Source organism: Actinomadura sp. NPDC048032, from assembly GCF_040653175.1.
Lineage (GTDB): Bacteria > Actinomycetota > Actinomycetes > Streptosporangiales > Streptosporangiaceae > Spirillospora > Spirillospora verrucosospora.
In genome coordinates this window covers 1-24797 of the sequence record NZ_JBEZJP010000045.1, presented here as the reverse complement: position 1 = coordinate 24797, position 24797 = coordinate 1, and the positions used below count along the sequence as shown (strand labels likewise).

Genomic DNA, 24797 nt, shown 5'->3' with positions numbered 1-24797 from the left:
ACCCGCACGACCCCCTCGGTGATCCGGCCCCCGCTCAACGGAATCTCCCGCTCCCCGGCGGACGTCCCGAGGGGGTCAATGCGCGGAAACGGACGCGCTTCGCTCGACGGTGCCACCTAAGCTCCTCCTAGTCGTCGGACTGCCGACCGGCCTGGCAATCAGAGCCGAATCCGCCCGGCGGCGTCCAACAACCGACACGCCGGCGCAGAACAACCAGGAGTTGTCGTTGGAGCTAGATCTCGGTGCCGTCCGAGCGTTCCTCGCCGTCGTCGACGACGGGCGCTTCACCGATGCCGCGGACCGCCTGGACATGACCCAGCAGGCGGTCTCCAAGCGGATTGCCAAGCTCGAAGCGGCCCTCGGCGTCCCCCTCCTGCACCGCTCCCGCACCGGCGCCGAGCCGACCGAGGACGGTGCGGCCTTCCTCCCCCAGGCCCGAGCACTGATCGGCCTCGCCGACCAGGCCACCGCGATGCTGCGCGCCCGCCACCGCGCCCTGCGCATCGACGTGCTCGGCCACAACGCGGCCCCGATCGAGATCGTCCGTTCCTTCTACGAGACCGGCGACGCCGAAGTCGACATCGTCGTCTCCCGCGGCGCCGGCTCACGCTGGACGGCCCTCACCGACGGCTCGATCGACGCCGCCTTCGCCCGCGTCACCGCACCTCTCCCACCAGGGATCAGGCGCGTCCCGGCCGCCCTGGAGCCCATCCCCATCCTGGTCGGCCACCGGCACCGCCTCGCCGAGCACCGCCAGGTGCCGATGAGAGAACTCTCAGGCTCGACGGCATGGATGCCCGGCAACACCCCCGAAAGCGAGTGGGCGGACTACTACCGCCACCTCAGCGCAGAGTTCGGCGTCCACATCGACACATCAGGCCCGGTCTTCGGCCACGACCACATGATGGAAAGGATCGGCGCCTCCCCCGACCTCATCACCTTCGGAAACAAGACCCAGTTCCCCGGCCACCCTGACGTCGTCCAGATCGACATAACCGACCCCACCCCGGCCTACCCCTGGTCCCTGATGTGGCACGAGGCCAACCGCCACCCGTCCCTCCCCGGCTTCATCACCCGCGCACAACACCACTCCCGCCCCCAAACGGAATGGCTCCCAACTCCCGACCACCCCCACTTCCCAACGCCACAATGACGGCGCCGTCGCCACCGCGCCCAGAGACCGAAGCCACACCAAAACGAACACGATCCAAAACCCAGCCCCAACCCCACCGGCCGTGCGAGGATCCGCATCACAGGCGAGCTGCTCGCCTGGATGAGCGGGCTCAAGGCTCTGTTTGAGAGAACGCCAGGTCGAGGAGGAAAGCGATGACGACTTTCTCCAAGTGGAGTGAGGTGCGCGCCGACGTCGTCGCAGCAGCGGGCGGCGAGGAGGCCGTGAGCGAGGGCCGCAAGCGCAACCAGGCTTACATCGACGGCCATCGGCTCGCCGAACGCCGCAAGGCCGCCGCCTGTCCCGAACCGACGTCGCCGACATGATAGGCGTGAACAAGAGCCGCGTCTCCCAGATCGAACGCGGTGAAGTCTCCACAGTCGACGCCATCGCCCGCTCTGTCCAAGCCCTCGACGGACAGATCTAGATCCCCGCGGTCTTCGGCGACGACCAGTTCATCCTGCGCGGTGTCGACACCCGTGCTGCCTGACTCACCTGGACCCACGCCGCTCCGTCCCGGGTTGTTCTGGGAGGCGCGTCGTTGAGGTTGGTCGGCGGGCGGCGGGCGCGGACCCCCTTCCAAAGTCGGTGGTCGGCTTCTCTTTCGAGCGGCTCGGTCTGGCCTGCGGTGTGATGTGCCGTTCCCGCCCCTACCGCGATGCTCATCGGCATGAGCAACGACACGCAGCAGACCGCGAAGACCTGCACCACCGCTCGGCGCAGGGGCCGCGCGATCAACGTCGCCGCCGCAGCGGCCGGCGCTCTGCTCCTCTGGGCCGTCAATGATCCCTGGGCCGGCAGCGCCCTCACCGTCCACCAGGGCGACTCCACCCAGCACATCGGCCCGGCTGCCGTCGTGGGCGCCGCGCTGGCCGCCGGACTGGCCGCCTGGGGGTTGCTCGCCCTCCTGGAGCGCACCGTCCGCCACCCCACCCGGGTCTTCCGGATCATCACGCTGATCACACTGGCCCTCTCGCTGGTGGGACCGCTGGGCAGCGGCGCCGACACCAGCAGCCGGCTCGTGCTGCTCGGCATGCACCTGACCGTCGGGGCCTCGCTGATCATCGGACTGCCCTACGGGCGGAACCGCTGCTGATCAGACGCCGGGCGCACCCCCTCCGCCGTCATGAGGGGTCGACGACCGCGAAGACGACCTTGCCCGCGTCGCCGGCCAGGGGACGGACGCCCCAGCAGCGCGCGAACTGGTCCACGATGAACATTCCCCGGCCCGTCTCGCTGATGGTGTCCGCGCGCTGGACGCGGGGCAGATCGCAGGTCTCGTCCTGCACCTCCATCCACAACGCGCCGTCGTCCGTGCGCCCGACCCGGAACGTCACGTCGCCGTCGGGCGCGGACGCGTACCGGAGGGCATTGGTGACCAGTTCGCTCGCCACCAGGCAGGGGACGAAGTCGTCCATGTCCCACTGACCGGCGACCAGCCGAACGAACCGCCGCACCTCGGCGACGACCGCAAGATCGTTCTTCACCACGATCTCGTTCCCGTGACATGCCGACTCGCCCATGATCGATCTCCTCACTCTGTGTGGCGAACACCACACAATTAGCAAGGTTTCTCGGTAGGATGTTGTTGCCAATTCGACTTGGTGACGACTGGAAACAGGAAGGCCGTCCTGGTGAGGTATCGGGGAGAGGAAACTTCGCGCTCATGCCTGCACGACGTCAACGCCCTAAGGAGTCCCCCGCGTTGATCGCCTTCGGTGGCCAGTTACGCCGGATGCGGGAGGCGAGGGAGATCACGCAACAGTCCATTGCTGATCACACGAACATCAGTAAGGCGCAGGTGAGCCGCATCGAGACCGGCACCAGGCGTGCCACTCGGGACTTCGTCGACGCGGTTGATCGTCTCCTTAAAGCTGACGGCGCATTGATCAAACTCTGGCTGGACCTGAACAGGAACGGCCACCCTGTGCCGATCTGGTTCGACTGGCCAGAAGTCGAGTCGGAGGCGGCCATGCTCGTGTGCTGGGAACACTCCTTGATCCCTGGCCTGGCACAGACCCAGGCTTACGCGTTGGCGATCCTGCACAACAACAAGGACGCCGCCGACGCTCGCATCAGCCGCCAGGCGATCATCACCAGAGAAGGAGGAAATCCCGCCCCCACCCTCGTACTTCTCATCGATGAACAGGCCCTCTATCGGCCGGTCGGCACCGCCGAGACGATGCGAGAGCAACTGGAGCACTTGGCAGAGATCAGCATGTTGCCCAACGTCACGGTTCAAGTAGTGTTGACAAGCGGCGAACATGACGGGAACACAGGCGCATTTGTGGTCGCGACGAAGGACGATCGAAGCGAGGTCGCATATGTCGAGACGGCCATCCGCGCCATCACCACCGACGACCCCACAGACCTGTCCGAACTAGCACGCACCCTGGTCGCGCTTCACTCGCGCACCCTTACAGAAGACATGTCCCGCGAGCTAATCAGGAAGGTAGCTCAGGAAAAATGGACCTGACGGACACCAAGTGGCGTAAGAGCAGCTACAGCGCTTCTAACGGAGGGAACTGCGTCGAGCTGGCCGACGCCGCCACCGGGGTAGCGGTGCGGGACAGCAAGGACCCGGACGGTCCCGTCCTCCTCTTCACCCGCACGACCTTGCGCACCGCCCTGAACTCCACCTTCACACCCCGCTGACCGACCCCGACCATCCCCACATCCCACAACCCCGAGCTGCGGTAGGCGACCCACGCCTGCCGTACTCCCGCTCGGACGTGCCGAGCGCGGTGAGGTCTCCACATCGGCGTGGATCCGAGGGCTCATGCCGACCGCTGCTGCACCCTCTCTGCTCTGGTCCAATCGGTTACGGCAGGTCGACGCAGCAGCCTGGACAGTACGAACGACACCACTCCGAACGCGATCGTCGGAAGGGCGGGGAGGCCAACCGGAGCGTAGGCCAGTCCCCACCCCGCGACCATGACCAGGATCGCGATCAGCACGCCGCCCGGCGCGCGAACCCCCGAAAGTGAGCAGCGCCTGCCGCATGCAGTGGACGGCCATGGGGCCTCCATGCCAGACGCGCCAGCTCCACAGCGCGACGACGGCCGCCCAGAACGCGGCGTATCCGGCGGCCTCAGGAGTGATCGTGCCTGCGCTGACCAGACTGAAAGTCCTCGCCACCGCCCAGGAAAAGTCGACCAGACCAGAACGCCAGCCGCCTCAAATCAACCACCCGACTCAATCGGCCATTGCGTGGACTATCTGTTTCTGGGGGTCGTAAGCGACCAGTCGATGCTTTACGGCCAGATCAATCAATACTGACGAGACCTCCTCAGAGCGCGACCACGCGATCGCGGCTATCAGACATTCATCGGTGACATAGAGAGCAGAAGACCATACAGACTCCTCCATATTGTCCTCATTGATATCCGGGTATATAGAAGTCACCTCATGATAGAAGCCCCGGATACTCGGCCCCTCTTCCACCACCCCTTGAATCTCATCAGCAAGTTGCTCATATATTTCGGCAGCCTCCTCTACAGTTGGAGCAGGCCATTGGAACCAAAAAGCCAGATCAAAGCTCATCCGCTACTTACTCCAGACATCGTTGCCCCATCCGGCCAAGCAGCCGAAACAGCGTGATGATACCACGGCGACGCTTCTCCGAGTCGACACGAAACCTGCCACCTGGCCCGATTTCGACTTTCCTAATAGATGTGCACGTCAAATACTCCGACAAGCGTGCGACCATCCTTGGTGGTTACCGTATTGCCCGGCGTGTTAAGCCAGTCGTCAAAGCTGCGCTGAGGTTTACTTCTTTTTGCCGTGGCACCCTTTACTTCGATACCGTACCAATTACCATTGATCTGAACCGTGCCGTCGTACTTTCGTGGCCGGAAGCCGGGCACGAACACCGGCGTCTCCTTGCGTATGACGGTTGCGCCGTCCAGTTCCAACTGATCCCACGCAAGTTTTTCCTCCTTCGCACCGTCTCGCCCCGGTTCACCGTTACGCTTGGCGTATTTCCCGTCCGCCGTTCGCGGAACCCCCTCGTCTCCACAACCGTTGTGAACCAGTACGGGCGTGGCACTCGCCAGCGCATAGTAGGTGTGAAAGTTGGCGACAGTGAGGTTGTGAACGCGCTGATGGTGGGTGGTCCAATGGTCGATGGCCCTTACCTGCACGTAGGTGCCGGCGCTAGTACGAAGCCACATGCCGGGCTGGAGGTCGGCGGCCTCGACCCATGCGTTGATGTCGCCGGCGACCCAGAAAGGATGGTTGTCGGTGGCGATGACCAACCCGCCCTTGACACGCTTGGCGATAGATGCCTTGGCCGGACGTTGCTCAGTTCCCTTGCCGGTACTCCATGCCAGAAGGGAGGCGTCGCCGTCGACCGTGATCTGAACGAGCTTTTTGTCGCCCTTGCTGATGATGGTCCCCAGGACGGGCTGGGCGTGCGTTTCTCCGGTCTCGGGGTCGGTGGCGATGACCTTGTCGCCGACCTTGATCTTTTCGATCGGTTTGTGGCTGCCGTCGTCCATGAGAACTGTTGTTCCTGGCACGAAGCTGCTGCACCGGCCGGGGCTGGGCGTCTTTCCCGTCCTGGAAGGTCCGCCTATCCCGATGCCGCCGGGGTGTCCGCCAGCGCCTTCCTGACCGGGAACGAAGCCTGCGAGCCCTAGAAGGAAGTAGTTGCGGGTCGAAAGGTGGCTGCATTTGAAGCCGCCCACCTTGCAAACCAAGTCACCGAACCTGGTGAGGATGTCGATTTCGCCGGGTGAGCAGGCACCGTTGACCGCGCCGGCGGCGCCGGGTGTACAGGTGGGGAGCGGGTCGTGCTGGTCGACCCAGAAGCGGCTCTCGCCCCTTAGAAGTAGTGCTTTGAGAAATGCCGCACGATACGCGGCTGCCGAAGGGGCGTGAACTACAGCGGTGCCGATCTTCGTCCTTACCGGTCTCCAGTACTTCTTGACTATGCCAGGAGTCCGGCTTGGAGAAGAACAGATGTCGTGGCCGCAGCCGCCGGTCGTGGCGGGCTTGCTGTGGCCGGGGTTCATTACACCGACGCCGCAGATGTCGGGCGGGCACTGCCCGTCCGGATCGGCGTGGGTTGAGGGGTTGTTGTTGGCGTAGGTGTAGCCGTTCATCTGCTGGGGGTCGGCCTGGTCCATGAGGGGGTCGACGGAGATGAAGCGGCCTGTCTCGGGGTCGTACTCGCGGGCTCCGAGGTGGGTGAAGCCGGTGGGGTCCTGTGTGCCTCCGACGAAGCCCTTGTCGTTCGGCCAGGTGGCGTCGTCGTCCATGCCGCGGATGGCGCCGAACGGGGTGAAGCGACGAATGGTGGCGGCTTGGTCGGTGGCGTTGATGGCGACCTGGTCGGTGCCCTGGTGGTCGCCGGTCAGGTAGGTGAGGGGGCCGCCGGCGGTGCGCATCGCGACGGTCTGGCCGGCGAAGTCGTAGTAGCGCGTGCCGGTCGCGGTGGTCGCGCCGCTGAGGAGGCGCAGTTCCGTGCCGCCGGGCAGGTAGAGGGTGGTGCCGGCAGGGTCCTTGCGGATGAGGCGGTTGCCGTCGGCGTCGTAGACGAATGTCTCGTCGTTGCCGTTCTCCGTGACCTTGGCTAGCTCGCCCTCGGTGTCCCATTCGAAGGTCTGCCCGGTGCCCGGTGTTCCGGAGTCGGCGGTCTTCGTGATGGTGTTGCCGGTGTCGTCATAGCCGTATGTCTCGGTGCGGTTGCCCGTTGGGCCGGTCTGGGTGACCCCGGTGAGGCGGTTTCCTTGCCCGGGGGGTGCGTAGGTGTAGGTGCGGACGGTGTCTGTGGCACCGCCGATGCCGTGGCGGGTTTCGCTGGTGCGGTTGCCGGCCTTGTCGTAGCCGAAGCTCTGCCAGTAGGGGGCGGGGCCGCCGATCAGCGTGCTGGTGGGTTCGGTCGCGCAGGCGTCGGTGGTGCCTTGGCTCCAGGCCTCGGTGAGGCGTTGCAGGTGGTCGTAGGTGAAGCACTGGTTGTCGACGCCGTCGCGGGAGGTGTCGCTGATCGACGTGATGGTGCCCGCGTCGGTGTAGTTGTAGGTGGCGTTGCGGTCGGAGCCGTCGATGCCCTCGCGGGTCGTCTTAGCGGTGTCGAGGCGTTGGCTGCCGTACTGGTAGGTGAAGGTCTGCCAAACGCGCTTCGGCGCCGTGCCCAGTTCGAGGATGGAGGGTTTTCCGGTGGGGGTGTAGACGGTGTCGTTGACGTAAGTGACCGTGGAGGTGGCCATGCGGGTGGGCCGCAGCCACGTGTCATAGGTGTTGACCAGGGTTTCGGCGGGGAGTCCGCCAGCGCTCGGGACCGTGTTGCTCTGGACGGTCCCGTCCAGGTTGTACTTGGTGGAGAAGGTGTAGGTGTCAGCCAGCGCACCCTGCTGCGATGGGATGTTGAGGGTGGTGGCCTCCACCCGGCCGAGATAGTCATACTGGCGGATCTGGCTCGTGTACGCGGCGTCCCCGACATGGCGGGTGGCGGTGGCCAGCGCGCCCTTGCCGCGGGTGACGGTGTCGTAGGTGAACGAGGTCAGCAGCGGCCCGTCCGGCGCGCCGCTGTGGGTGGCGGTCCTGCGGCCCAGCCCGTCGTAGTCGACGAAGACCTTTTTGTTGCGGGCGTCGGTGGAGGAGGTGAGCCGGTCCAGGTCGTCGTACGTGAAGGTGCTGGTGCCCATGTCGGGGTCGGTGGTCTGCACCTTGCGGCCGCGCAGGTCGTAGGTGGTCGTGAACACGTTCCCGGACGGGTCGGTGACCGAGGCGAGCTCACCGGTGGGGTTGTAGGTGTAGCGGGTGGCCTCGTACTCGCCGGTCGGCGTGGCGGCCTTGTACTGGCGGCGTTCGACCACTTGGCCGCGGGCGTTGGTGATCTGGGCGGTAGGGGTCCCGCCCGCAGGCGGGGTGACCGAGACTCGGTTGTCGCCCCCGTAGTCGTAGGTGGTCCGCCAGAGCTCCTGTTCGGCCTGCGAGCCGTTGCCCTTGACGAGCTTCTCGACGGTCTTGCGTCCGAGCCCGTCGTATTCGGTGCGGGTCTGAGTCTCGACGTTCCCGGGAGTGCCGACCCCGAACAGGGCGGGTTCCGGGGCACCGGTCGCAGGGTAGGCGGCGTAGGCCTTGGTGGTCTGGCCGCGGTTGTCGTAGAAGGTGTCGCTGACCAGCCGGCCGCCCGGACCGGGCACCTGGATCTGCCGTGAGCGCAGCCACCCGTCCAGCAACTCGATCTTGTCGACCCGCTGCCCGCCACCGGCGGTTAGCGCCTTGGAGGTGATCGCGACGATCTGTCCCTCGGCCACCCGGTACTCGAACTCGCGGTTGGGGTTCTGGTTGTTGGCCTTGGACCGGTCGGGCAGCCAGACCTTCCTCATCCGCCCCAGACCGTCATAGACGAGATCGGTCTTCAGCCCGTTCGCGTCGGTTGTCCGCGTCGGTTGTCCGAGCGCCGGATCCAGTTCCTCCGAGGTGGTCAGCGCCGTGGCGGCGTTACCGGACTTGGCCGGCGGAGTGGTGGTCTCCTTCTTGGTGGTCAGGCCCTGGGGGTCGGTGTAGACGGTCGTGGTGGCGGCCCCGCGTGCGTCCTCGACCCGGGTGGCCCGGCCGAAGTCGTCGTAGACGGTCGCGGCCTGCGTGACGTACTGCGGGGTTGATCCGTCGTAGCCGGAGAGCCTCTCCGTCTTGGTGACATCGCCCTTGGTTGGAGCAGCGCCGAACCCACCGTTGTCGTAGTAGGTGCGCATATCCGAGACCACCTGATCGGGCCGCCGCGGGCTCGCGCCACAGGCGACCGACACGGTCTCCACCCGGGACGGGAACGACACCATCCAGGCGTCGTCATTGTCGGCGTAGGTGGTACGCGTACACGTGTCGTCGTCGGGCGTGCTGGTGTCACCGAGATCGTTGACGGAGAGGATCCGTCCGATCCCCGGGCCGGAATCGGCGTAGCTGTTGTCGGTCTTGGTCTCGGTCCAGCCGCCGCCGTCCTTGGCCGTCCAGGTCCGGGTGTTGTCGACCGCGACGACGTTCGCGCTGGTCGTGCCCCACGAGCGGGTCCGGGAGGCGGTCTGCTTCCTCCACGGGGCGTTCACCGTCTTGCTGTGGACGGCCCCGTCGGGCTTCGTGTATTGGACGGTCTTGAGGGTGAAGCCGGCCAGCGCGTCGTGGTCGGTGTAGGTGCCGCCCTCGCCGTCGGAGACGGTGACCGACTTGGACCCGCCGGCCTTGTTCTCGCGGTCGCCGTCCATGCCGCGCAGGTAGTAGGCGTCGGACTGCGTCGCCGGAGCGGCCGGGTCACCGGTGAGGGTGCGGACCTGGCCGTAACCGCGCCACTGCGACCAGGTCTTGCGCTTCTCCTTCGTGAGCCCGTCGTCGTCGTCGAAGTGCCAGGCGGCCCCACCGAGGTACTCGTACTTAGTGGACATGTCCGGAGCCAGTCCGGTTCGGTCGGTCTGGATCACCGAGGTCACCACGTACTTGTGGAACCAGTCGGTGATCGGGTCCTCCCGGCCGGGCGGCTGCCAGATCACCGGCATGCACCGGGTCGTGTTCGTCTCCGGTGTGGGGAGGTCCGCCAGGGAGCAGTCCTTCTCGGGGTCGGAGTAACCGACGTCGATCTGCCCGCCGGACTCGTCGTAGATGGCACCGAGCCGGTAGCGGATGTAGGGCAGGATGTCGTCGCCGGTCTTGTCCAGGCGGTTCGGCATCTGGACGTGGTTGAACGTCACCTTCGGCAACGTCACCGCGCCGCCGCCGTCGGTGGCTGCGTGGCCCGTCTGGACGATCTCCTTGAGCAGCAGGTCCCGCTCGACGTCGGCCAGGCCCCACTTGTGGTCCAGCGACCAGGAGTCCACCGGCCGGTAATCCGAGCCGTCGGCGGTGAGGATCTGGGTGGTGACCTTCGTCAGCCGCTTGCGGGACCAGAACGTCGGCGACAGGGAGCCGTGGGTGTCCTTACACTCCTGACCGGCGTCGCAGTGCAGGTCCCACGGGACGTCCCACCACCGGTCCGGGTTGGCGCCGATCTTGGCCGGGTCGCAGTCGAAGTTCGCTTCCGGGATGCAGCGCTCGGAGGTGTCGAAGCCGACCTGCGCGGGAGCCTTGGCGAAGAGGGCGTCCTTGCGCAGTCCGTAGGAGATCGTCTTCAGGTACCCGCCGCGCACGTACGGCGTCTCGTCCCCGGTCTTGAGGTTGCGGCCGTAGTGGTTGGTCTCCTGCCCGTAGGTGTAGGTGATGGCGTTGCCGGACGGGTCGACGACGTAGTCGAGATTCCAGTGGTACGCCTGCTGGCACCACGAACCAGCGAAGGTGGAGTCGTGGCAGGGCTCGTCGGCGTCGTCGCCGAACACTGGCGACGTCCACGTGGAGCCGGTTTCCGGCTTTCCGCTCGTCCAGTTCGGCAGCCGGTTCAGCCCGAAGAAGTACTGGGTGCCGTCAGTGGTGGTGACCTTCCAGTACTCACCGTTGTCGTCGCCGTTGCCGTTGGACGAACTGGTGAGCTTCTCGAACTTCGTGCCGTCGTCGCCCTTCATCCGCCAGGAGCCGTCGGCGGCCTTGATCAGCTCCCCGCCCTTGCCGTTCCACGTCACCGTGGCGTTGTCATATCCCCAGCATTGGTCACCAGGCGAGTTGCCCCACTCGTCCTTGGGCGCGTCGTCGTCCTCGCACGACTTGTAGCGCCTCTCGATGAAACCCGGCCACAGATCGAACCCCTCACCGACCCACGACGGCTGGCCGTTGCTGTTGGCGGTCTTGCCGTCCACGCTTCCGGAGGAGTACGTGACCTGGACCTTCGGCGTCAGCCCGCCGGGAACGGGCGGAACGCGCATCGGGTACGACCAGGTGAAGTCCCCACTGTTGCCGCCCCCGCCCCACGTCGATGACGCCTCCAGCGAGGTCGCCTTGTAGTCGCCCTGCGAACTGTCCGAGCCGGCGGCCGCGACCAGCAGGGTGGCGTTCTGCTGCGCCGCGGCCGGGGAGCCGGACGCCGCCGCGGGCCCCGCCTCGATGTCGGCGGTCAAAGTCCGGGCCGCTCCGTCGTTGCGCGCCACGACCGGCACAGCGGTCCGGCACTCCGGCTTCTCCGGCGTGACCAGCGCGCACTGCGGCACCTGCGTCAGCCGCAACCGCGCGCCGTAGCCGCCCCCGAACGCCTGCGCGAACCGCGAGTAGTCCAGCCGGACGCGCACCCGGCCCGGCGCGGCGGCGTCCGTGCGCGCCACCGTGAACGCCAGCCCGTCCAACCCGATCCGCCGGCTGGTCTGCTGGTCCAGGACCTCTACGCGTACACGGTCGGCGGCGGGCACGGCTCGGGCGGACCTGGTCTGCTCGCCCGGTGGCAACACGCGCACGGGCAGTCCGCCCGCCCTCGCCCCGGTGCCCCCCGTACCGGAAGGGACATCGACCTCTGCCCTTCCCGGCTTCGGCCACGCGGCCTCGGCGGCGGGGCCCGACTTCACCTGGTCGGCCTTCCGCGGACGGGCCTTCAGGTCATGGCCCGGCACCGGCTTCTCGTGGTGCGCGACCTTCGGACGGTCCGAGTTCGGCGGGTCGGCCAACGCCGGTGGAACCGATACCAGTCCGGTCGGCATCGCCACCGCGAGCACGGCCGCGACCAGCGTCACGCCCCGGCGGGCTCCAAGGACCAACCTCCTGCGTCCGGTCGGCCCAGACGGCTTCCGGCCTGCGTTCACGACGTCCTCCATCGCCGCCCCGGGCAGGGGGCGCTCAGCGGATCACGAAGAGAGAGGGAAAAGGGCCGGGAGGTCCACCGCCCGCACCGCGAGTGCGGGCGGCGGACCATGCGGTCTAGGGTCCGTCCTCGGTGGGAAGCTCGATGTCGCCTGCCAGGGACTGGACCTGCTCGGTGGTCAGAGCGCCCTGGTAGGCCCACAGGTCGTCGACCGCGTCGGTCCAGAACTCGGTGCCGTCCGCTGCGCCGAACTTGCTTCGGCCGACCTGCAGGCCTCCGTTGCCCGACGCCTTGAAACCGACGATCTGGTCCTCTTGCGAGATCCCGTCCGCGGTCTCCTCCAGTTGCCCGTTGACGTACAGGCTGACGCGGTCGCGCAGAGCGTCGTAGACCACCGCGACATGCGACCAGTCCTGCGGCAGGAAACCCGAATGCGAAGCCGTCAGCGCGGGTGCGGCCCCGTCGTCGGAGTTGTGCATCACAACCTGCCACACGCCTTGTTCTTCGGGATCTTGGCCAGGGACGTAGCGCAGAGCGAACGCGTTCGTCGCCATGCCCGGCTGGGAGAACACCGTCGCCGACTGCAACGGGCGTCCCGCATTGCGCACCCATCCAGCGACCGTGAAGCTTTCATTCGTCGTCACCGCAGGATCGGCCGTTTCGGCGAACGCCTTCTGCGCCGGATCCAGTTTCAGCCCCGCCGCCGACACCCACCCTTTGAAACCCGCGGTCGGGTCAATGGCAGCGCCGTTGCGCAGGACGAGCTCGGGCGCCCCGGCAGGTTCTCCCAAACCATCCTCGTTCAACTTCCACCGGGCCTTCAGCACCGGATGCTCGGTGAGCATCTCTTGAGCTTCCTGCTGCCCGACGATCCGGTCATAGACCCGCACCTCGTCTACCCGTCCGGGCCAATGGTCGGCCTGCTGCCCCGACCACGAACTCCTTCCGATCTGGAAACCGCCCGCGGCGTTCCAGGCAGAGGGCATCTCCGGACTCGGTGTTCCAGGTTCGCCGTTGACGTAGATCTGCAGACGCTTGGAATTGGCGTCGTACACGCCAACCAGGTGGGTCCAGGCGTTCAACTCAGCCTGACGGGGAGAATAAGCCTGGTAGGACGCTGCCCCAGTGGAGTCTGATGTGAGCTTGGACAGCGCCCACTTACGGGTTGCCGGTTCGAACTTGAGATAGAAGCCGCTGATACTCGCCCCATCCTGGCTGAGCACGGTGCGAGTGCGTCCCCCAGGGTCTTCAAGGCGGACCCAGGCCGACACCGCGAAGCTCTTCGTGGTGTCGACCAACGGGGCGCTGGTGGATGCGTGGCCGGTGACACCGTCGATCTGGAGCCCCTGATCGACCTGGCCGTCGACACCTGTGGTGACTCCGCCATGGACGGTCGCGGACACAGCGGGCTCTGCATCCCGGGTCACTGCCTGCAGCGTGGTGGCGCCTGCCCCCTCATCGAGATCGAACCGTGCCACCGGGTCCGATCCGGCATTGGCGCGGAATTCGTAGGAGACCGGGGTGCCGTTCTGATTTGACGGGGCGAACGCCTGGACGGTGACGATGTTCGGCCCGGAGCGGGTCGGTGCGATCCCCACCTGCCGTGCGGCGCCGGCGGTCGTGGTCACGGTCCGGCCCGGTTCGTCGTTGACCGTGATGACGTAACGGTCGGCGACGGCTGCGGAGTCGGCGATGGTGAACACGCCGGTCTGCCCAACGCTTCCGTGCCAGGTGTCATCGGCCGGATAGTCCGTCGAGGTGATGGTCGGCTTGGCCGGCACCGAGGGGTCGTAGTAGAAGTAGCAGCCGGTTTGGGCGCCGTCGTAGGACCAAGGGCCCCATTGCTCGCCGTCCCAAGAGCGGACACCCCAGGCGATCTTGGTCTTCTGGGGGGTGGTGGACGGCAGTTTCACCTGGAACCGGGTGTTGGAGGTCTTGGCCGGGGTGAGGGCGGACGTCCACTTGGGGCCCCAGTCCGACCCGTCGGCCTTCGTGGCCCAGTGCAGCGTGAACTGCCCCTGCACCTTGTTCTTGTCCTCGGTGTCGGGGTCCTTGAGGTAGGCGTACAGGGTCGAGAGGTCATTGACCGTCTTGGCCTGCCCGCTGGGCAGGCACTTGGTGCCGGGATCGGCGAACATCGTGTCGGTGTCGGGCTGAAGCGGCGGGTTGTTGTACTGCACCTTCAGGTAGGCGTCATCGGAGAACCGCTTCCACCAGTCCATCGTGGACTCGCTGTAGGCCTTCAGTCCGAAGGTGATCGTCGAATAGCCCTTGTTCACCGCGTCCTGAACGTGCGACCGCAGGGCGCTTCCGCCGAACTCCACCGGGGTCTTGGAGCAGTAGGCCACGTCACGGGAGGCAAGCTGGTCCATCCACACCGAAGAGTTGTTGGTATTGTTCCACGTCGCATACGACTGCAAGGTCGTGGTCCGCCACAACTGCACCGCGGTCGGGTTGCTGCAGTTGTAGGCACTGGTCTCGTAGGCCGCGAACTCCACGCTCTGGATGTAGCGGCCCTTGACAGCAGGTAGTGGCATGCGAAAGAACAGCCGCTTGGTCTGGTTCTTCACGCAGTTGGGATCCTTGGCCACCTCGCAGCGGCCCACGCCCTCTGCCGACTTGCCGTCGAACTTGTAGTACGACTCGTCCGGCCAACCCGACGAAACCATCCCCCAACTGGTCGCCTTGGTCGTCGACCACACCGGATCCACGTACACCGGGAAGACCGTGTCCGGCGCTGTCAGCAGTCGCTGGTCCGGTGTCAGCGTCAACCGGCCGTTCCCCATCGCGACCCCGACCCGTGCGGTCTTGGCTCCGTCGGGGGGACCCTCCGCGGGATCCGCGGCGCGAGCGCCCGCCTGCGGAGCCGCGCCCTTCCCCCGGGAGGAGTCCCACATGCGCGGCGATGGCGCCTCGAACACCTCCGCGCCCGACCCTGTGGCGGTGGCCACCAGCGCCCCGCCGCCCTTCTTCTCGCCCATCGCGAGGCGGGTCGCCGAGAGCGCCAGTGCCAGCTTCGCCACGTGGGGGTCCTTGGCCGCCTCGGCGGATTTGATCACCAGAACGTGCGCGAATCCGTCCGCCCTCGCCCGCAACCGCAGGTCCACGTCCGGGCCGGCCACGCCCTTGTACACGGCGGTGTCACCGTCCAGCGAGGGCTCCGGCAAGGCCTTCGGCCATGACAGAGCGAGGGTGTGACCGCTCTGAGTCAGCTTCACCATCGGACCGGCGCCGCCTGTGGAGAACCGCAGCCCGACCGTGGTCGCGGTGGGGACGATCGCGTCGCCGGAACGACGCAGCGTCGTGTCGATGCCGACCCATTCGCCGCCGCGCCGCGTCCGGATCGGCTGCACGTGCTGCTCGATCTCGATCCTGCCGTTCGGCAGCGCCCGCACCGTGCGGTTCTCCCCGCCGCGGGACGTGATCTCCACGGGTGCACCGGACCGCTTCGCCGCGGCGACGGCTTGCTGCTCGGTGGCCGCCGCTTTCGGTTCATCGGCATGAGCCGCCGGCCGGGGCGCCGCCGCACCCATCGGCACCTGCAACGATCCGGCCACCATTACGAGTGCGGCAAACCGGGCCGTCCACACCGGACGCCGCAGTGGCACCGATCGGACGACGGAGAGAGGACGGAATGCCGCACGGCGACCCATATGGAACCCCAGGGAGTAAAGGGCTTGTTAAGGCGGCCTTAAGTTAACCCGGCGATCAACAAAGAAGAAGACCCCATTTTGATCTTCGCGGTGTGCCGTAGATCACATGAAGCTGGAGTAATCTGGCAGGGCGGGCCACCCGTCTTCCGTTAATCGCGCCTCGCAGCGACGCTGCGTCACTGCCTGCTATCGAATTAAGGATGTTTATCCTTGTCGAGACAGGGATAAAGATCCCCCTCAATGGTCCTGAAAGACGCCAGTACGCAGGGATCGCAATTTCGACCATTGGACTAAGCGATCCGATATTGACGAGCCGTCGTAACCGGTATCAAAGAACTCCCGGTGAGCGGGGAAACACCGACAGCATTCATCGGTCAGGACGGCGTTGAAGCGCGCCACGGGTCATGCGAACCGTTCGTCCCCCCCGATGGGACCGTCAGGGGGTGGACGGGGGGTCGGCTTTGTGGCGGCCGTTGGGCTTCAGGGGCGGGACCTTGCGGGGCTGGCGGGGGGCCGTGCCTCTGGGGAGGGCGTGGCGGGCTTTCTGGAGGCGCTGCGGAGCCGGCGCTTCGGGGGGCTTCGAGGGCTCTGGCGGGTCCGGTTCGGCGGGCTGCTCCGGGGTCTGCTGCTGTTCGCGGAGGTACTCCTCGAACTCCATCGAGTGGGCGGTCGGCAGCGTGATGATGCCCGGGTTCGCGTCCACCAGGAGGGTGCGGCGGCCCGTCGCGCCCGAGTGGGTGAAGACCATGGCCGTGGGCGGGAGCTCCTGGAGTTGCAGGGGTTCGATGAGGAGTTCACGGAAGCGCTGCTTGTCGGGACGGGGCCGGGCGACCGTGCGGCCCCAGGCGGTCGCGGAGCTGATGCCCTCCACCAGGACGGAGTCGTCGGCGGCGGGGGCGGGCAGCGGCGTCCAGACGGGGTCGGTGAGGCCGTCTCCGCGGGGGCGCGCGTAGGCGACCGTGCTGGCGTAGGACTCGCCCGCCACATCGAAGAGCGTCTCGGCGGCCGAGTCGGTGATCTCGGCGACGAGCAGCGGCTGCCCGGCGCCGATGTGCTCGGCGGCGACGCGGGCGTCCTCGGGGTTGCCGAGGCGCATGAACCCGACGGCGGCGTGGCCGCGGCGGCCGAGGCGCTCGCGGACGTGGCCGGGGATCGACCGGTACATCAGGACGAGCCCGGTGCCGGTGGCCTCGCAGGCGTCGATGAGGCGGTCCAGGACGTCCCCGCGCAGCTTCTCGGCCCCGCAGAGGAAGAGCGTGTGGTCCCAGCGGCCGCCGGGCGGGGCCTCGCGGATCCGGTGCGTGAGGGCGGTCGTCACGTAGGTGCCGAGGATGCGGTTGGTGAGGACGCCGGCGCGCCGGTCCATCGACACCACGTGCAGGCGCGAGGGCGGCAGGCGGACGGGCTCGGTGGCGAGCTTCTCCAGCTTGCGGAGCTGCGCCTCCAGCGCCCACGCGCGGCGGACGACGATGCGGTCGGTCGCGTCGCGGCCGAACAGGGTCGCGATCCGCTCGTGCTGCTCGTCGGTGAGCAGACCCTTGCGCAGGTCGTCGCGGGGGTCGCCGACCTGGGCGAGGACGCGCAGGGCCGCGGTGATCTTGGGGATGGTGGTGTCCGGGCCGAGGACCTCGATGAGACGTTCCAGGATCGAGTTGTCGAACGACAGGTCGCGGGTGCCGCCCTCCTCCTCGCCCGCGCTGACGACCAGGGACAGCACGTCGGCGAGCGCCTCGGGGTTGAGGCCGCGGGTGGCGTCGAGGCGCGGGAGGTCGGCGGGCAGGACCCAGACGAGCGGGTCGTCGCCGCGGTCGGCCGCGAGCCGGAGAAGGTCGTGCGCGACCGCCCCCTCGGACAGGTCGATCACGGTCAGCCGCGCGCCCACGGCGAGCCTGGCCGCGCCCATCGTCGTGACGGCCGCGGACCATCCGGCGAGGGTGCCGCCCACGACGTCCACCCGGTCGACCCCGGGCGGGACGGCCACCGGGTACCACTCGCGCTGGCTCTCGTACGCCGACTGGCGGCGCTCCCACTCGGCCCGCTCCTTGGAGTAGGCCTCGTCGGCCTTCCTGCGGGCCCGCTCGCGTGCGGCCCGGTCGCGCTCCTCAGCGTCCCGCTCGTGGGCGATCCGTTCGCGGACGCCGCGTTCGTCCCGCCACAGCGCACCGCCGGTGATGGCGAGGACGACGCCGCACGCCAGCAGCGCCACGATGGCGAACGCCCACGGGATCACCCCGGCGGCGCCGCACAGGAGGAACAGGCCGACGAACACCAGCGTGCCCGCGAACGCGATGCGCAGCGGACGCCCGGCCATGTCCTCGCCGGGCCGCCGCGCGGGAGGCGGCAGCGGCGCCCGCGGCGGCGCCTCAGGCCGGTCGGGAGGCGGCCCCGGGTCGGGGTGCACCTGCGCGTAGCGCCAGCCCACGTAGACGCGGTCGGCCTGTGTGAGCCGCGCCATCGCGGACCCGCTCGCCATGTCCGTCACGTCGAGAGACCCCTGGGAGTCGCGGGAATGTATGGAACGCCTGGGGGTGGCCGGTTCGGTTGCTTACGGTCGGTTTCCTACACAGCACAGGGTAAAGAGCTTCCCGCGTTCCCGCGCCACGTTCAATGGAACAGCCCCGCGGACGACCCGTCTCGCTCGTCAAATCGGTCACCAGGTCAGCCCACGGGAAAGATCGGGCACACTCCCGCTCGGGGTTGGCCGGATCCGGCCACCGTCAGCCCGCGGGGGATGCTTTCACCGGCAGGAACGCCTCCAGCTCCATGGCGGGATACGGGTACTTCCACTCCACCCCGTCGAACGGGACGTACATCCCCTCCGGCTGTCCGGCGAGGAAATAGTTCCCGTTCCATCGGTTCGGAACGGTCACCGGCGCCTCAGGCGGAAAGTTCGCGCCGAGCGCCTCGTACTTGACCCCCGCGCCGAACATCGCGTGGACGGCGGCGTCGACGAAGTTGAGGTACTGGATGTCGCCGCGCAGGTGGGTGGCATGGATCGCCAGCCCGTGGACGCGGTCGCGGACGAAGAACAGCGAGCTCAGGTCCCGGACGACCTGGTCGAAACCGTGCGCACCGTCGTGGTGCACCAGGGCGCGCGTCTGCGGCTCGGCCTCCAGCACACCGGCGACATAGGTCGGCAGGTCACCGTGGAACATGCGGACGCGCGTCATGGCGCGCGGGAAGATGCGGCGCAGCCGCTCGTAGGTGAACTGCAGGTAGGCGGCGTTGACGTCGACGAGGTCGAGTTCGAGGCCCATCGGCTCGACGCAGCCGGCGAGGACGGCCGCGGAGCCCCCCATGAAGACCCCCAGGTCGACCAGCCTGGTCAGCTCCCCGTGACAGCGCTCGACGCAGCAGAACAGGTCGTAGTAGTGGTAGGCGCTGCACTGGTCCTCGTAGAGCAGTCCCACCTCCCCGATCCTGGCGGCCGCGCGGTCGAAAACGGCGTTCCTGCCGGCGAACCTTCCCAGCTCGGCGCGATGGCCTCCCCGAATCGGGATGTGCAAGGCCTCGTGCAGGTTCTCGACGTCGACGAGGTTCGGGTCAGGTTCGAGGAAGGTTCCCCAGGTGGCCCGGTGCATCGCCACGGTCGAGACGTAGTCCGTCATTGCCTGCTCCCTCTCCTGGAGTCGGGGCGTCCACGGCCACGGGATCCGGGCCGGTGGCGGGGGCCGCGGCGGGCCAGGTCACGGCGCCAGGCGACGGCGCCCAGTCGCCGGACAGCGGGTTCACGGCCGGGGCCCCGCCGGCTTGCGGATGCGGGCGGAGAGCGCCCGGCCGAGGTTGGACACGGCCGCCCCGAGCTCTTGCTCCGGAACCGGCGACGGAGCGGGCGGCGTGTCGCGCAGCCGCTGAAGCTCCTGGCTCCTGGACGCGTTCTCCGTGGCGGCGCGGTCGAGTTCGTCCTTCAGCCGGGCGATCTCCCGCTGCTGGGCGTTGATGGTCTCGGTCAGCCGGGTGGCCTCCCTGGTGCGGGCCGCCGCCTCGTACTGGAGCTGCAGCACGCGGGTGTAGAGGGCGATGCGGTTGTTCTCCATCGCGGCGAGCAGGCGCGAGGACGTGTAGGGCCGCAGCGCCTCGAAGACGGCGTCCGTGCCAGGCGCGCCCGTCCTGGCGAGGACGCCGAACCCGAACACGGCGGGGACGATCTGGAACCGCCAGTCGCCGGCCCCGTCCAGCGCGTCCTCGACGGCCGTGAGGACGCCGTTGCGGGGTCCGCCCGCCCGCTCGGCCACGGTGTAGGCGCCGTCGCCGACGAACCCGGCGGGGGTGAGCTCGTCGTGCCAGACCGTGGGGCCGTCGGTCGTGGCCGGGTGCGCGTCCTCCGGCGCGACCGGCGACGGCTGGTAGTAGAAGTCGCGGCGACCGCACGGCCACAGCACGTCGTGCAGGACGACCACGGCGTCCGGGGCGTTCGCCATGATCCAGGCGAGTTCGTCGCGGACGACCGCGTAGTTGTGGTCGCCGTCCAGGATGTAGAGGTCCGCCACCGGCAGGTCGGGCAGCACGGCGGGCGAGAGGCCCTCCACCAGGTTCAGGCGCGGGTCGCCGTCGAGGACGGCGCGCAGCTCCTCGCCGGGTGCGGGCTCGACGCAGTGGACGGTCGCGCCGAGGTCGGCGTACAGGGCGCTGACCTGGCCCGACTCCACGCCGACCTCGACGACGACGCCGATGTCGCGGCAGCGGAAGACCGCCTCGAACAGCTCGCGGAACACCGCCATCGAGTGCAGCAGCAGCGGCTGCTCCCGGGCGGCGCGGGACTGCTCGTGCGGGTCGTCCGGGGATCCGGTCGACGCCGCCCCGAGGTCACGTGTCACCGAGCTTCCTCCTGGCCACTCGTCCGGCTCCGGCGGCGATGCCGCGGACCCCGGCGGTCCGGTACTCCGTGCGGACGCGTTCGGTGATCCGCGCGGCCCGGGCGGCCCGCTCGGCCCTCCGGTCGACCGGCATGCGCGGCGCCATGCCCGTCGCCGACTGGGGCAGCATCGCGAACGCGATCGTGATCTGCCCGGACGAGACCGCCGGCACCCCGGCGCGGCGGGCGAGCGGGAGCCACACGGCCGCGTAGGAGGTGTCGAACTCCATGAGGTTGCCGCCGAGGTAGCGGCAGTCGGCGTAGTGCAGGCCGACGAAGTCCTCCGGCTTGTCCCAGCGCAGCACCTGCTCGCGGCGCCGCCCGGCGGCGATGACCCTGGCCTCGATCCAGTCGACCCGCACGATCGCGGGACGGCCGGGGATCGCGAGCGAGATGTCGACCGTGTCGTGGTGCTCGAAGGAGAGCCGGGAGAACGACAGGCCGTTGTGGTTGATCCGGACGCGGCGCCGGATGGGCTCGTGCCACCGGTCGTCGGCCGTCCGGAACCGCAGCCGCGTCTCGTGCTTCTCGCCGGACGGGTCGAACGCCTCGGCGTCGATGGCGCCGTCGGCGATCGCCCTCGCCATGGCGCCGAGCCCGGTGTCGGACGCGGCGATCAGCGCGGGCCAGAACGAGTCGCGCATGTGCAGGTCGCCGAGGTCGCCCGGCGACAGGTACGGGACGGCCGCCTTGAGGTCGGCGGGCAGCAGCGTGGTGACCAGGGACGAGCCGAAGTTGTCCTCGTGGGTCCAGTTGCCGAAGACGGCGGCCTCGTCGGGGGTGGGCGACTCCAGCGCGGCCACCAGGATGCGCGCGAGCCGGTTCCGCGCCGCCTCCGGGCGGGCGAGGTCGGGCCAGGCGCCGCCGGACGCGGCGACGTACCGGTTCCACATGCGCTGGAAGGCCAGGACGCCGTCCTGCACGGTCCGGCGCTCGGCGTTCTGGGACGGCGAGTCGGCCGTCCGGCCGAGGACCGGCGCGCCGTCCTCGGTGTAGCCGATGAGGGAGCCGCACAGCGCGTTGACGCACTGCTCGACGATCTCGGGGCTGCGGGTGACGGTCGCCGCGACGCGCGTGGGATGCCCGGACTGGGCCAGGTAGCCCTCGGCGCGCAGGCCGGCCATGTGGACGCGCTCGGCCCGGCCGTCGGTGGCCAGGTACAGCCCCGCCGGCCTGACGTCGATGCGGGCGATCTCCAGGGCGCGGGCGAGCTGGCGCTGGATCGTCCCGCCCCAGCCGAGGTCGACGAGCGTCAGCTCGCCCGCGGCGAGGGCGTCGTCGTCGAGGGCGCCCGCGTCCCGCAGCGACTTGATCATGCGTTCGCGGGCGGCGGTGACGGTCACCGCGAGCCGGTTGCACAGGTGCGGCGTCTCGGTCAGCGCGCGGGCGACCCGCTCGGCGATGTCGCCGTTGTCGATGACGGTGTCCAGCTCGGTCGCGAGGCCGGGCACGTCGCCGGGCTGGAGTTCCAGGACCGACAGCGCCTGCCGGACGGTCAGCCGGTAGCCGGTGCGGACGAAGGCGTGCACCGCGCCGGTGTCGTGGGGGTCGAGCCCGGCGAGCGAGGTCGTGAACCGCGACAGCCACACCGGGGCGGCGCGCACGTCCCAGCCGCGCGCCGCGGCGGCCTCGTTGATCAGCCGGGACAGCAGCTCGCCCTCGCGCATCGGGCACCACAGCCGGCGGGTGCCGGTGTCGTGCGCCCGCCACGCCGCCCATTCGGCGAAGCCGGTCAGCACCGGGCCGAGGACGCCGGCGCCGTAGCGCCACGCGACGTCCAGCGCGGAGGTGGTGAACGGGACGCCGGAGTGGACCGCCTTGGCGCGCAGGCTGGTGAGGCCGAAGTCGCCGTGCCGGTCGTCCAGGTCGGGGGCGTGGTCTCCGAACGGTCCGACGGGTTCCTTCTCGCGTCCGAGCACGTCGAGGTAGGGGTCGTCGAGCCTGCGGTAGTGCACGGTGCGGATGCCGAGCTTGCGGGGCACCTCGTGGTCGGCGATCTCGTGGTCGCCGACGTGCACGATCTGCTCAGGGCCGCGGTCGAGTTCGCGCAGCACGATCTCCCAGAAGCCGGACGCCTTGTCGGTGCCGTGCTGGTTGGAGCGGAAGACGCGCACGCCGTCCAGCGGGCCGAGTTCCGGCCGGTCGAGGAGCCGGGAGAGGTGCTCCTCGGTGAAGTAGGTGTCGGACACCAGGACGACCTGGAGGTCCTGCTCGCGCGCCGCCCGGACGACCTCGGCGACGTCCAGGTCCACGACGGTGAGCTCGCGCTCCACCTGGACCTCGGCCTCGACCAGCTCCTCCAGGGACGCGGCGCCGAAGATCCCGTCCGGCATCGCGCGCCAGACGTCGAAGAGGGAGACCTCGGTGCCGAGGGCGTCGCGGCCGCGGCGCGCGGCGTCCTCGGCGGCGATGCGCATGTGGCGGAACGTCGCGTCCGTCACCCAGGGCGGGCAGAGGCCCGACTCCCGCATCCGCGCCCCGAGCAGGGCGAACGCGTCGGTGGGACGGGGCACCCGGCGCCACAGCACCGTGTCGAAGACGTCCAGCGACAGGACGGCGCACGCCCGGTCGGCGATGACGCGGTGGACGTCGTCGAGCAACGGGCTGCCGGACTCCTGCTTGGTCAACGCCGCACCTCTCCCCTGGTCCTGCATCCCCTGGTCCTGCAACGGCGGGCGCGGCCCCCGGCCGCGGCTCGGGACACCCTATCCACCGAGAACTCCGTTTCCCCCGGAAACTCCCGGTGCGGCCGTCGTCCCGGCCGCCGCGGCGCGGCGGGCGGCGCGGTCCTCGCGGACGAGCCGGCCGGCCTCCTCCGTCGGCCCGTCGAAGATCACCCGGCCCTGCCGCATGGTGACGCCGCGGTCGCACAGCCCGACGAGCATCCGGATGTCGTGCGCGACGACGACCATGGTCCGGCCCTCGCCGCGCAGCTCGCGGATGCGGTCCAGGCACTTCTCCCGGAACGGCGGGTCGCCGACGGCCAGCACCTCGTCGATGAGGAAGACGTCCGGCTCGGTGTGCGCCGCGATCGAGAAGGCCAGCCGCATGAACATGCCGGACGAGTAGAACTTCACCTGGTCGTCCAGGAAGCGCTCGACGCCGGAGAACTCGACGATCGCGTCGAACTTGCGGGCGATCTCGGCCTGCGGCATGCCGAGGATCGCGCCGTTGAGGTAGACGTTCTCGCGACCCGTCAGCTCGGGGTGCAGGCCGGCGCCCACGTCGATCAGCCCGGCGATGCGCCCCCGGACGAGGACCGACCCGCTGTCCGGGCGCAGCACCCCGGAGATCATCTTGAGCAGGGTGCTCTTGCCGGAGCCGTTCAGCCCCATGAGCGCGACGGTCTCGCCCTGGCCGATGGTGAGGCTCACCTCGTCCAGCGCCCGGAACCGGTCCGACAGGCGCTGCCCGCGCAACGCGCGGACGCTCATCTCCTTGATCGAGCGCGCGTGCCGCAGGGTGAAGTTCTTCGTGACGCGGTCGATGACGATCGACGGGGCCGCGGTCGGGTGCGAGGCGTTCAACGGCTACAGCTCCTGCGCGAAGCGCGCCTGCATGCGGGAGAACGCCGCGTGCCCGGCGGCGAACACCAGCACGCTGGCGGCCAGGGCGACCCCGGCGTGGGCGTAGAGGTGGGGCGGGAAGGCGTGGTCGCCGCGGGTCCCGGGGTACCAGAAGGCCCGCTGGAACAGGGAGACGGCGCTGACGAGCGGGTTGGCGAGGTAGACGTCCAGCACCCAGCCGGGCGCGTGCTCCCGGACGTGGGTCCACGGATAGATCATCGGCACCGACCAGGTGATGACGATCATGGAGATGTCCACGACCTGCTCCAGGTCGCGGAAGAACACGTTCACGGCCGCGCAGAGCAGCCCGAGCCCGAAGCCGAGCACGAGGACGATCGCGAACCCGTACAGGGCCGCGCCGAGCTCCGCGGGCGACGGCCGCCATCCGGCGGCGACGGACCCGCCCAGCAGGATCATCATCCCGGGCAGGAAGTGGACGAGCGAGACCAGCACCGACGCGGTCGGGAACAGCTCGCGCGGCAGGAACACCTTGCGGACGAGCGCGGCGTTGCCCGTCACCGAGCGGGTCGTCGAGTGCAGCGTCTCGGTGAACAGGTTGATCAGCACCATGCCCGAGAACAGGTAGACCGGGAAGTCCTCGACCCGGTCGTCCATGCCGAGGAACACGCCGATGACGTAGAAGTAGACGCCGAAGTGCACGGCCGGCCGCACGTAGGACCAGCCGAGGCCGAGCAGCGAGCCCTTGTAGCGGGCCCTGAGCTCCCGGCGCACCAGCAGCCGCAGCAGGTACTTCTCCCGGAAGGTCCGCCGGAGGCCGCCGTCCCCTCCCGGCGCCCGCAGCCCCTCGTCGGCGCGGACCGGCGTGGCGGTCATCCGCGCCCGCCCCCGTCGGCGCCCCCGCCGCCCGCGGCGGCGCCCCCGCCGCCCGCGGCGGCGC

At 68.9% G+C, this 24797-nt stretch carries 16 protein-coding genes; 6 read left to right on the top strand and 10 right to left on the bottom strand.

Going from position 1 to position 24797, the window contains the following annotated elements; all coding sequences use genetic code 11:
- Positions 1–226 precede the first annotated feature (226 nt).
- From AB0C69_RS09275 to AB0C69_RS09260, 4 genes are all read left to right on the top strand, one after another.
- Positions 227–1153, top strand: a complete 927-nt coding sequence (locus AB0C69_RS09275; protein ID WP_360351777.1) for a LysR family transcriptional regulator — start codon at positions 227–229, stop codon at positions 1151–1153.
- Positions 1154–1326: 173 nt separating this feature from the next.
- Positions 1327–1497 (top strand): hypothetical protein, encoded by a 171-nt coding sequence (locus tag AB0C69_RS09270; protein WP_360351774.1) that lies wholly within the window; start codon positions 1327–1329, stop codon positions 1495–1497.
- On the top strand, positions 1494–1598 hold the full coding sequence (locus AB0C69_RS09265; RefSeq protein ID WP_360351771.1) for a hypothetical protein: 105 nt from the start codon (positions 1494–1496) through the stop codon (positions 1596–1598). Before AB0C69_RS09270 ends, AB0C69_RS09265 begins: the two co-directional genes overlap by 4 nt.
- 243 nt (positions 1599–1841) lie before the next feature.
- The gene (locus tag AB0C69_RS09260) at positions 1842–2267 is read left to right on the top strand and encodes a DUF6069 family protein (protein WP_360351768.1); all 426 of its coding nucleotides are present in this window, start codon (positions 1842–1844) and stop codon (positions 2265–2267) included.
- 28 nt (positions 2268–2295) lie between these two features.
- Here the strand turns inward: AB0C69_RS09260 and AB0C69_RS09255 are convergent, their stop codons facing one another.
- A complete protein-coding gene (locus AB0C69_RS09255; RefSeq protein WP_360351765.1) occupies positions 2296–2694 on the bottom strand; it encodes an ATP-binding protein in 399 nt (132 codons plus the stop codon).
- A 182-nt stretch (positions 2695–2876) separates the two neighbouring features.
- Between AB0C69_RS09255 and AB0C69_RS09250 the strand changes: the two genes are divergently transcribed.
- Together AB0C69_RS09250 and AB0C69_RS09245 are read left to right on the top strand one after the other, a co-directional pair.
- Positions 2877–3647, top strand: coding sequence for a helix-turn-helix transcriptional regulator (locus AB0C69_RS09250; protein ID WP_360351762.1), 771 nt, complete (start codon positions 2877–2879; stop codon positions 3645–3647).
- The gene (locus tag AB0C69_RS09245) at positions 3638–3826 is read left to right on the top strand and encodes a DUF397 domain-containing protein (RefSeq protein WP_360351759.1); all 189 of its coding nucleotides are present in this window, start codon (positions 3638–3640) and stop codon (positions 3824–3826) included. The genes AB0C69_RS09250 and AB0C69_RS09245 overlap by 10 nt, the downstream gene beginning before the upstream one ends.
- A 540-nt stretch (positions 3827–4366) precedes the next feature.
- Here the strand turns inward: AB0C69_RS09245 and AB0C69_RS09240 are convergent.
- The 9 genes from AB0C69_RS09240 to AB0C69_RS09200 all read right to left on the bottom strand — a co-directional run.
- Positions 4367–4714, bottom strand: coding sequence for a hypothetical protein (locus AB0C69_RS09240; RefSeq protein WP_360351756.1), 348 nt, complete (start codon positions 4712–4714; stop codon positions 4367–4369).
- Between the two features lie 122 nt (positions 4715–4836).
- On the bottom strand, positions 4837–11757 hold the full coding sequence (locus tag AB0C69_RS09235; protein ID WP_360351753.1) for an RHS repeat-associated core domain-containing protein: 6921 nt from the start codon (positions 11755–11757) through the stop codon (positions 4837–4839).
- A 184-nt stretch (positions 11758–11941) separates the two neighbouring features.
- Positions 11942–15433 carry a LamG-like jellyroll fold domain-containing protein gene (locus AB0C69_RS09230; RefSeq protein ID WP_360351750.1) on the bottom strand — a complete coding sequence of 1164 codons (3492 nt, stop codon included), beginning with the start codon at positions 15431–15433 and terminating at the stop codon, positions 11942–11944.
- A 481-nt stretch (positions 15434–15914) separates the two neighbouring features.
- Complete coding sequence (locus AB0C69_RS09225) at positions 15915–17951, bottom strand: hypothetical protein (RefSeq protein ID WP_360351747.1); 2037 nt, start codon at positions 17949–17951, stop codon at positions 15915–15917.
- 244 nt (positions 17952–18195) lie between these two features.
- Positions 18196–19086 (bottom strand): class I SAM-dependent methyltransferase, encoded by an 891-nt coding sequence (locus AB0C69_RS09220; RefSeq protein ID WP_360351744.1) that lies wholly within the window; start codon positions 19084–19086, stop codon positions 18196–18198.
- Between the two features lie 120 nt (positions 19087–19206).
- Positions 19207–20295 (bottom strand): class I SAM-dependent methyltransferase, encoded by a 1089-nt coding sequence (locus AB0C69_RS09215; protein WP_360351741.1) that lies wholly within the window; start codon positions 20293–20295, stop codon positions 19207–19209.
- The gene (locus AB0C69_RS09210; protein ID WP_360351738.1) at positions 20285–22960 is read right to left on the bottom strand and encodes an HAD family hydrolase; all 2676 of its coding nucleotides are present in this window, start codon (positions 22958–22960) and stop codon (positions 20285–20287) included. Before AB0C69_RS09210 ends, AB0C69_RS09215 begins: the two co-directional genes overlap by 11 nt.
- Positions 22961–23038: 78 nt before the next feature.
- Complete coding sequence (locus AB0C69_RS09205) at positions 23039–23860, bottom strand: ABC transporter ATP-binding protein (RefSeq protein WP_360351735.1); 822 nt, start codon at positions 23858–23860, stop codon at positions 23039–23041.
- A gap of 3 nt (positions 23861–23863) precedes the next feature.
- The coding region (locus tag AB0C69_RS09200; RefSeq protein ID WP_360351732.1) for an ABC transporter permease at positions 23864–24797 on the bottom strand (934 nt) is incomplete at its 5' end.

Excerpts from the sequence above, each read along its gene's own strand:
- AB0C69_RS09245 (WP_360351759.1), top strand. The coding sequence starts at position 3,638 with ATGGACCTGACGGACACCAAGTGGCGTAAGAGCAGCTACAGCGCTTCT.
- AB0C69_RS09220 (WP_360351744.1), bottom strand. The coding sequence starts at position 19,086 with ATGACGGACTACGTCTCGACCGTGGCGATGCACCGGGCCACCTGGGGA.
- AB0C69_RS09225 (WP_360351747.1), bottom strand. The coding sequence starts at position 17,951 with ATGGCGAGCGGGTCCGCGATGGCGCGGCTCACACAGGCCGACCGCGTC.
- AB0C69_RS09260 (WP_360351768.1), top strand. The coding sequence starts at position 1,842 with ATGAGCAACGACACGCAGCAGACCGCGAAGACCTGCACCACCGCTCGG.
- AB0C69_RS09270 (WP_360351774.1), top strand. The coding sequence starts at position 1,327 with ATGACGACTTTCTCCAAGTGGAGTGAGGTGCGCGCCGACGTCGTCGCA.
- AB0C69_RS09255 (WP_360351765.1), bottom strand. The coding sequence starts at position 2,694 with ATGGGCGAGTCGGCATGTCACGGGAACGAGATCGTGGTGAAGAACGAT.
- AB0C69_RS09240 (WP_360351756.1), bottom strand. The coding sequence starts at position 4,714 with ATGAGCTTTGATCTGGCTTTTTGGTTCCAATGGCCTGCTCCAACTGTA.
- AB0C69_RS09265 (WP_360351771.1), top strand. The coding sequence starts at position 1,494 with ATGATAGGCGTGAACAAGAGCCGCGTCTCCCAGATCGAACGCGGTGAA.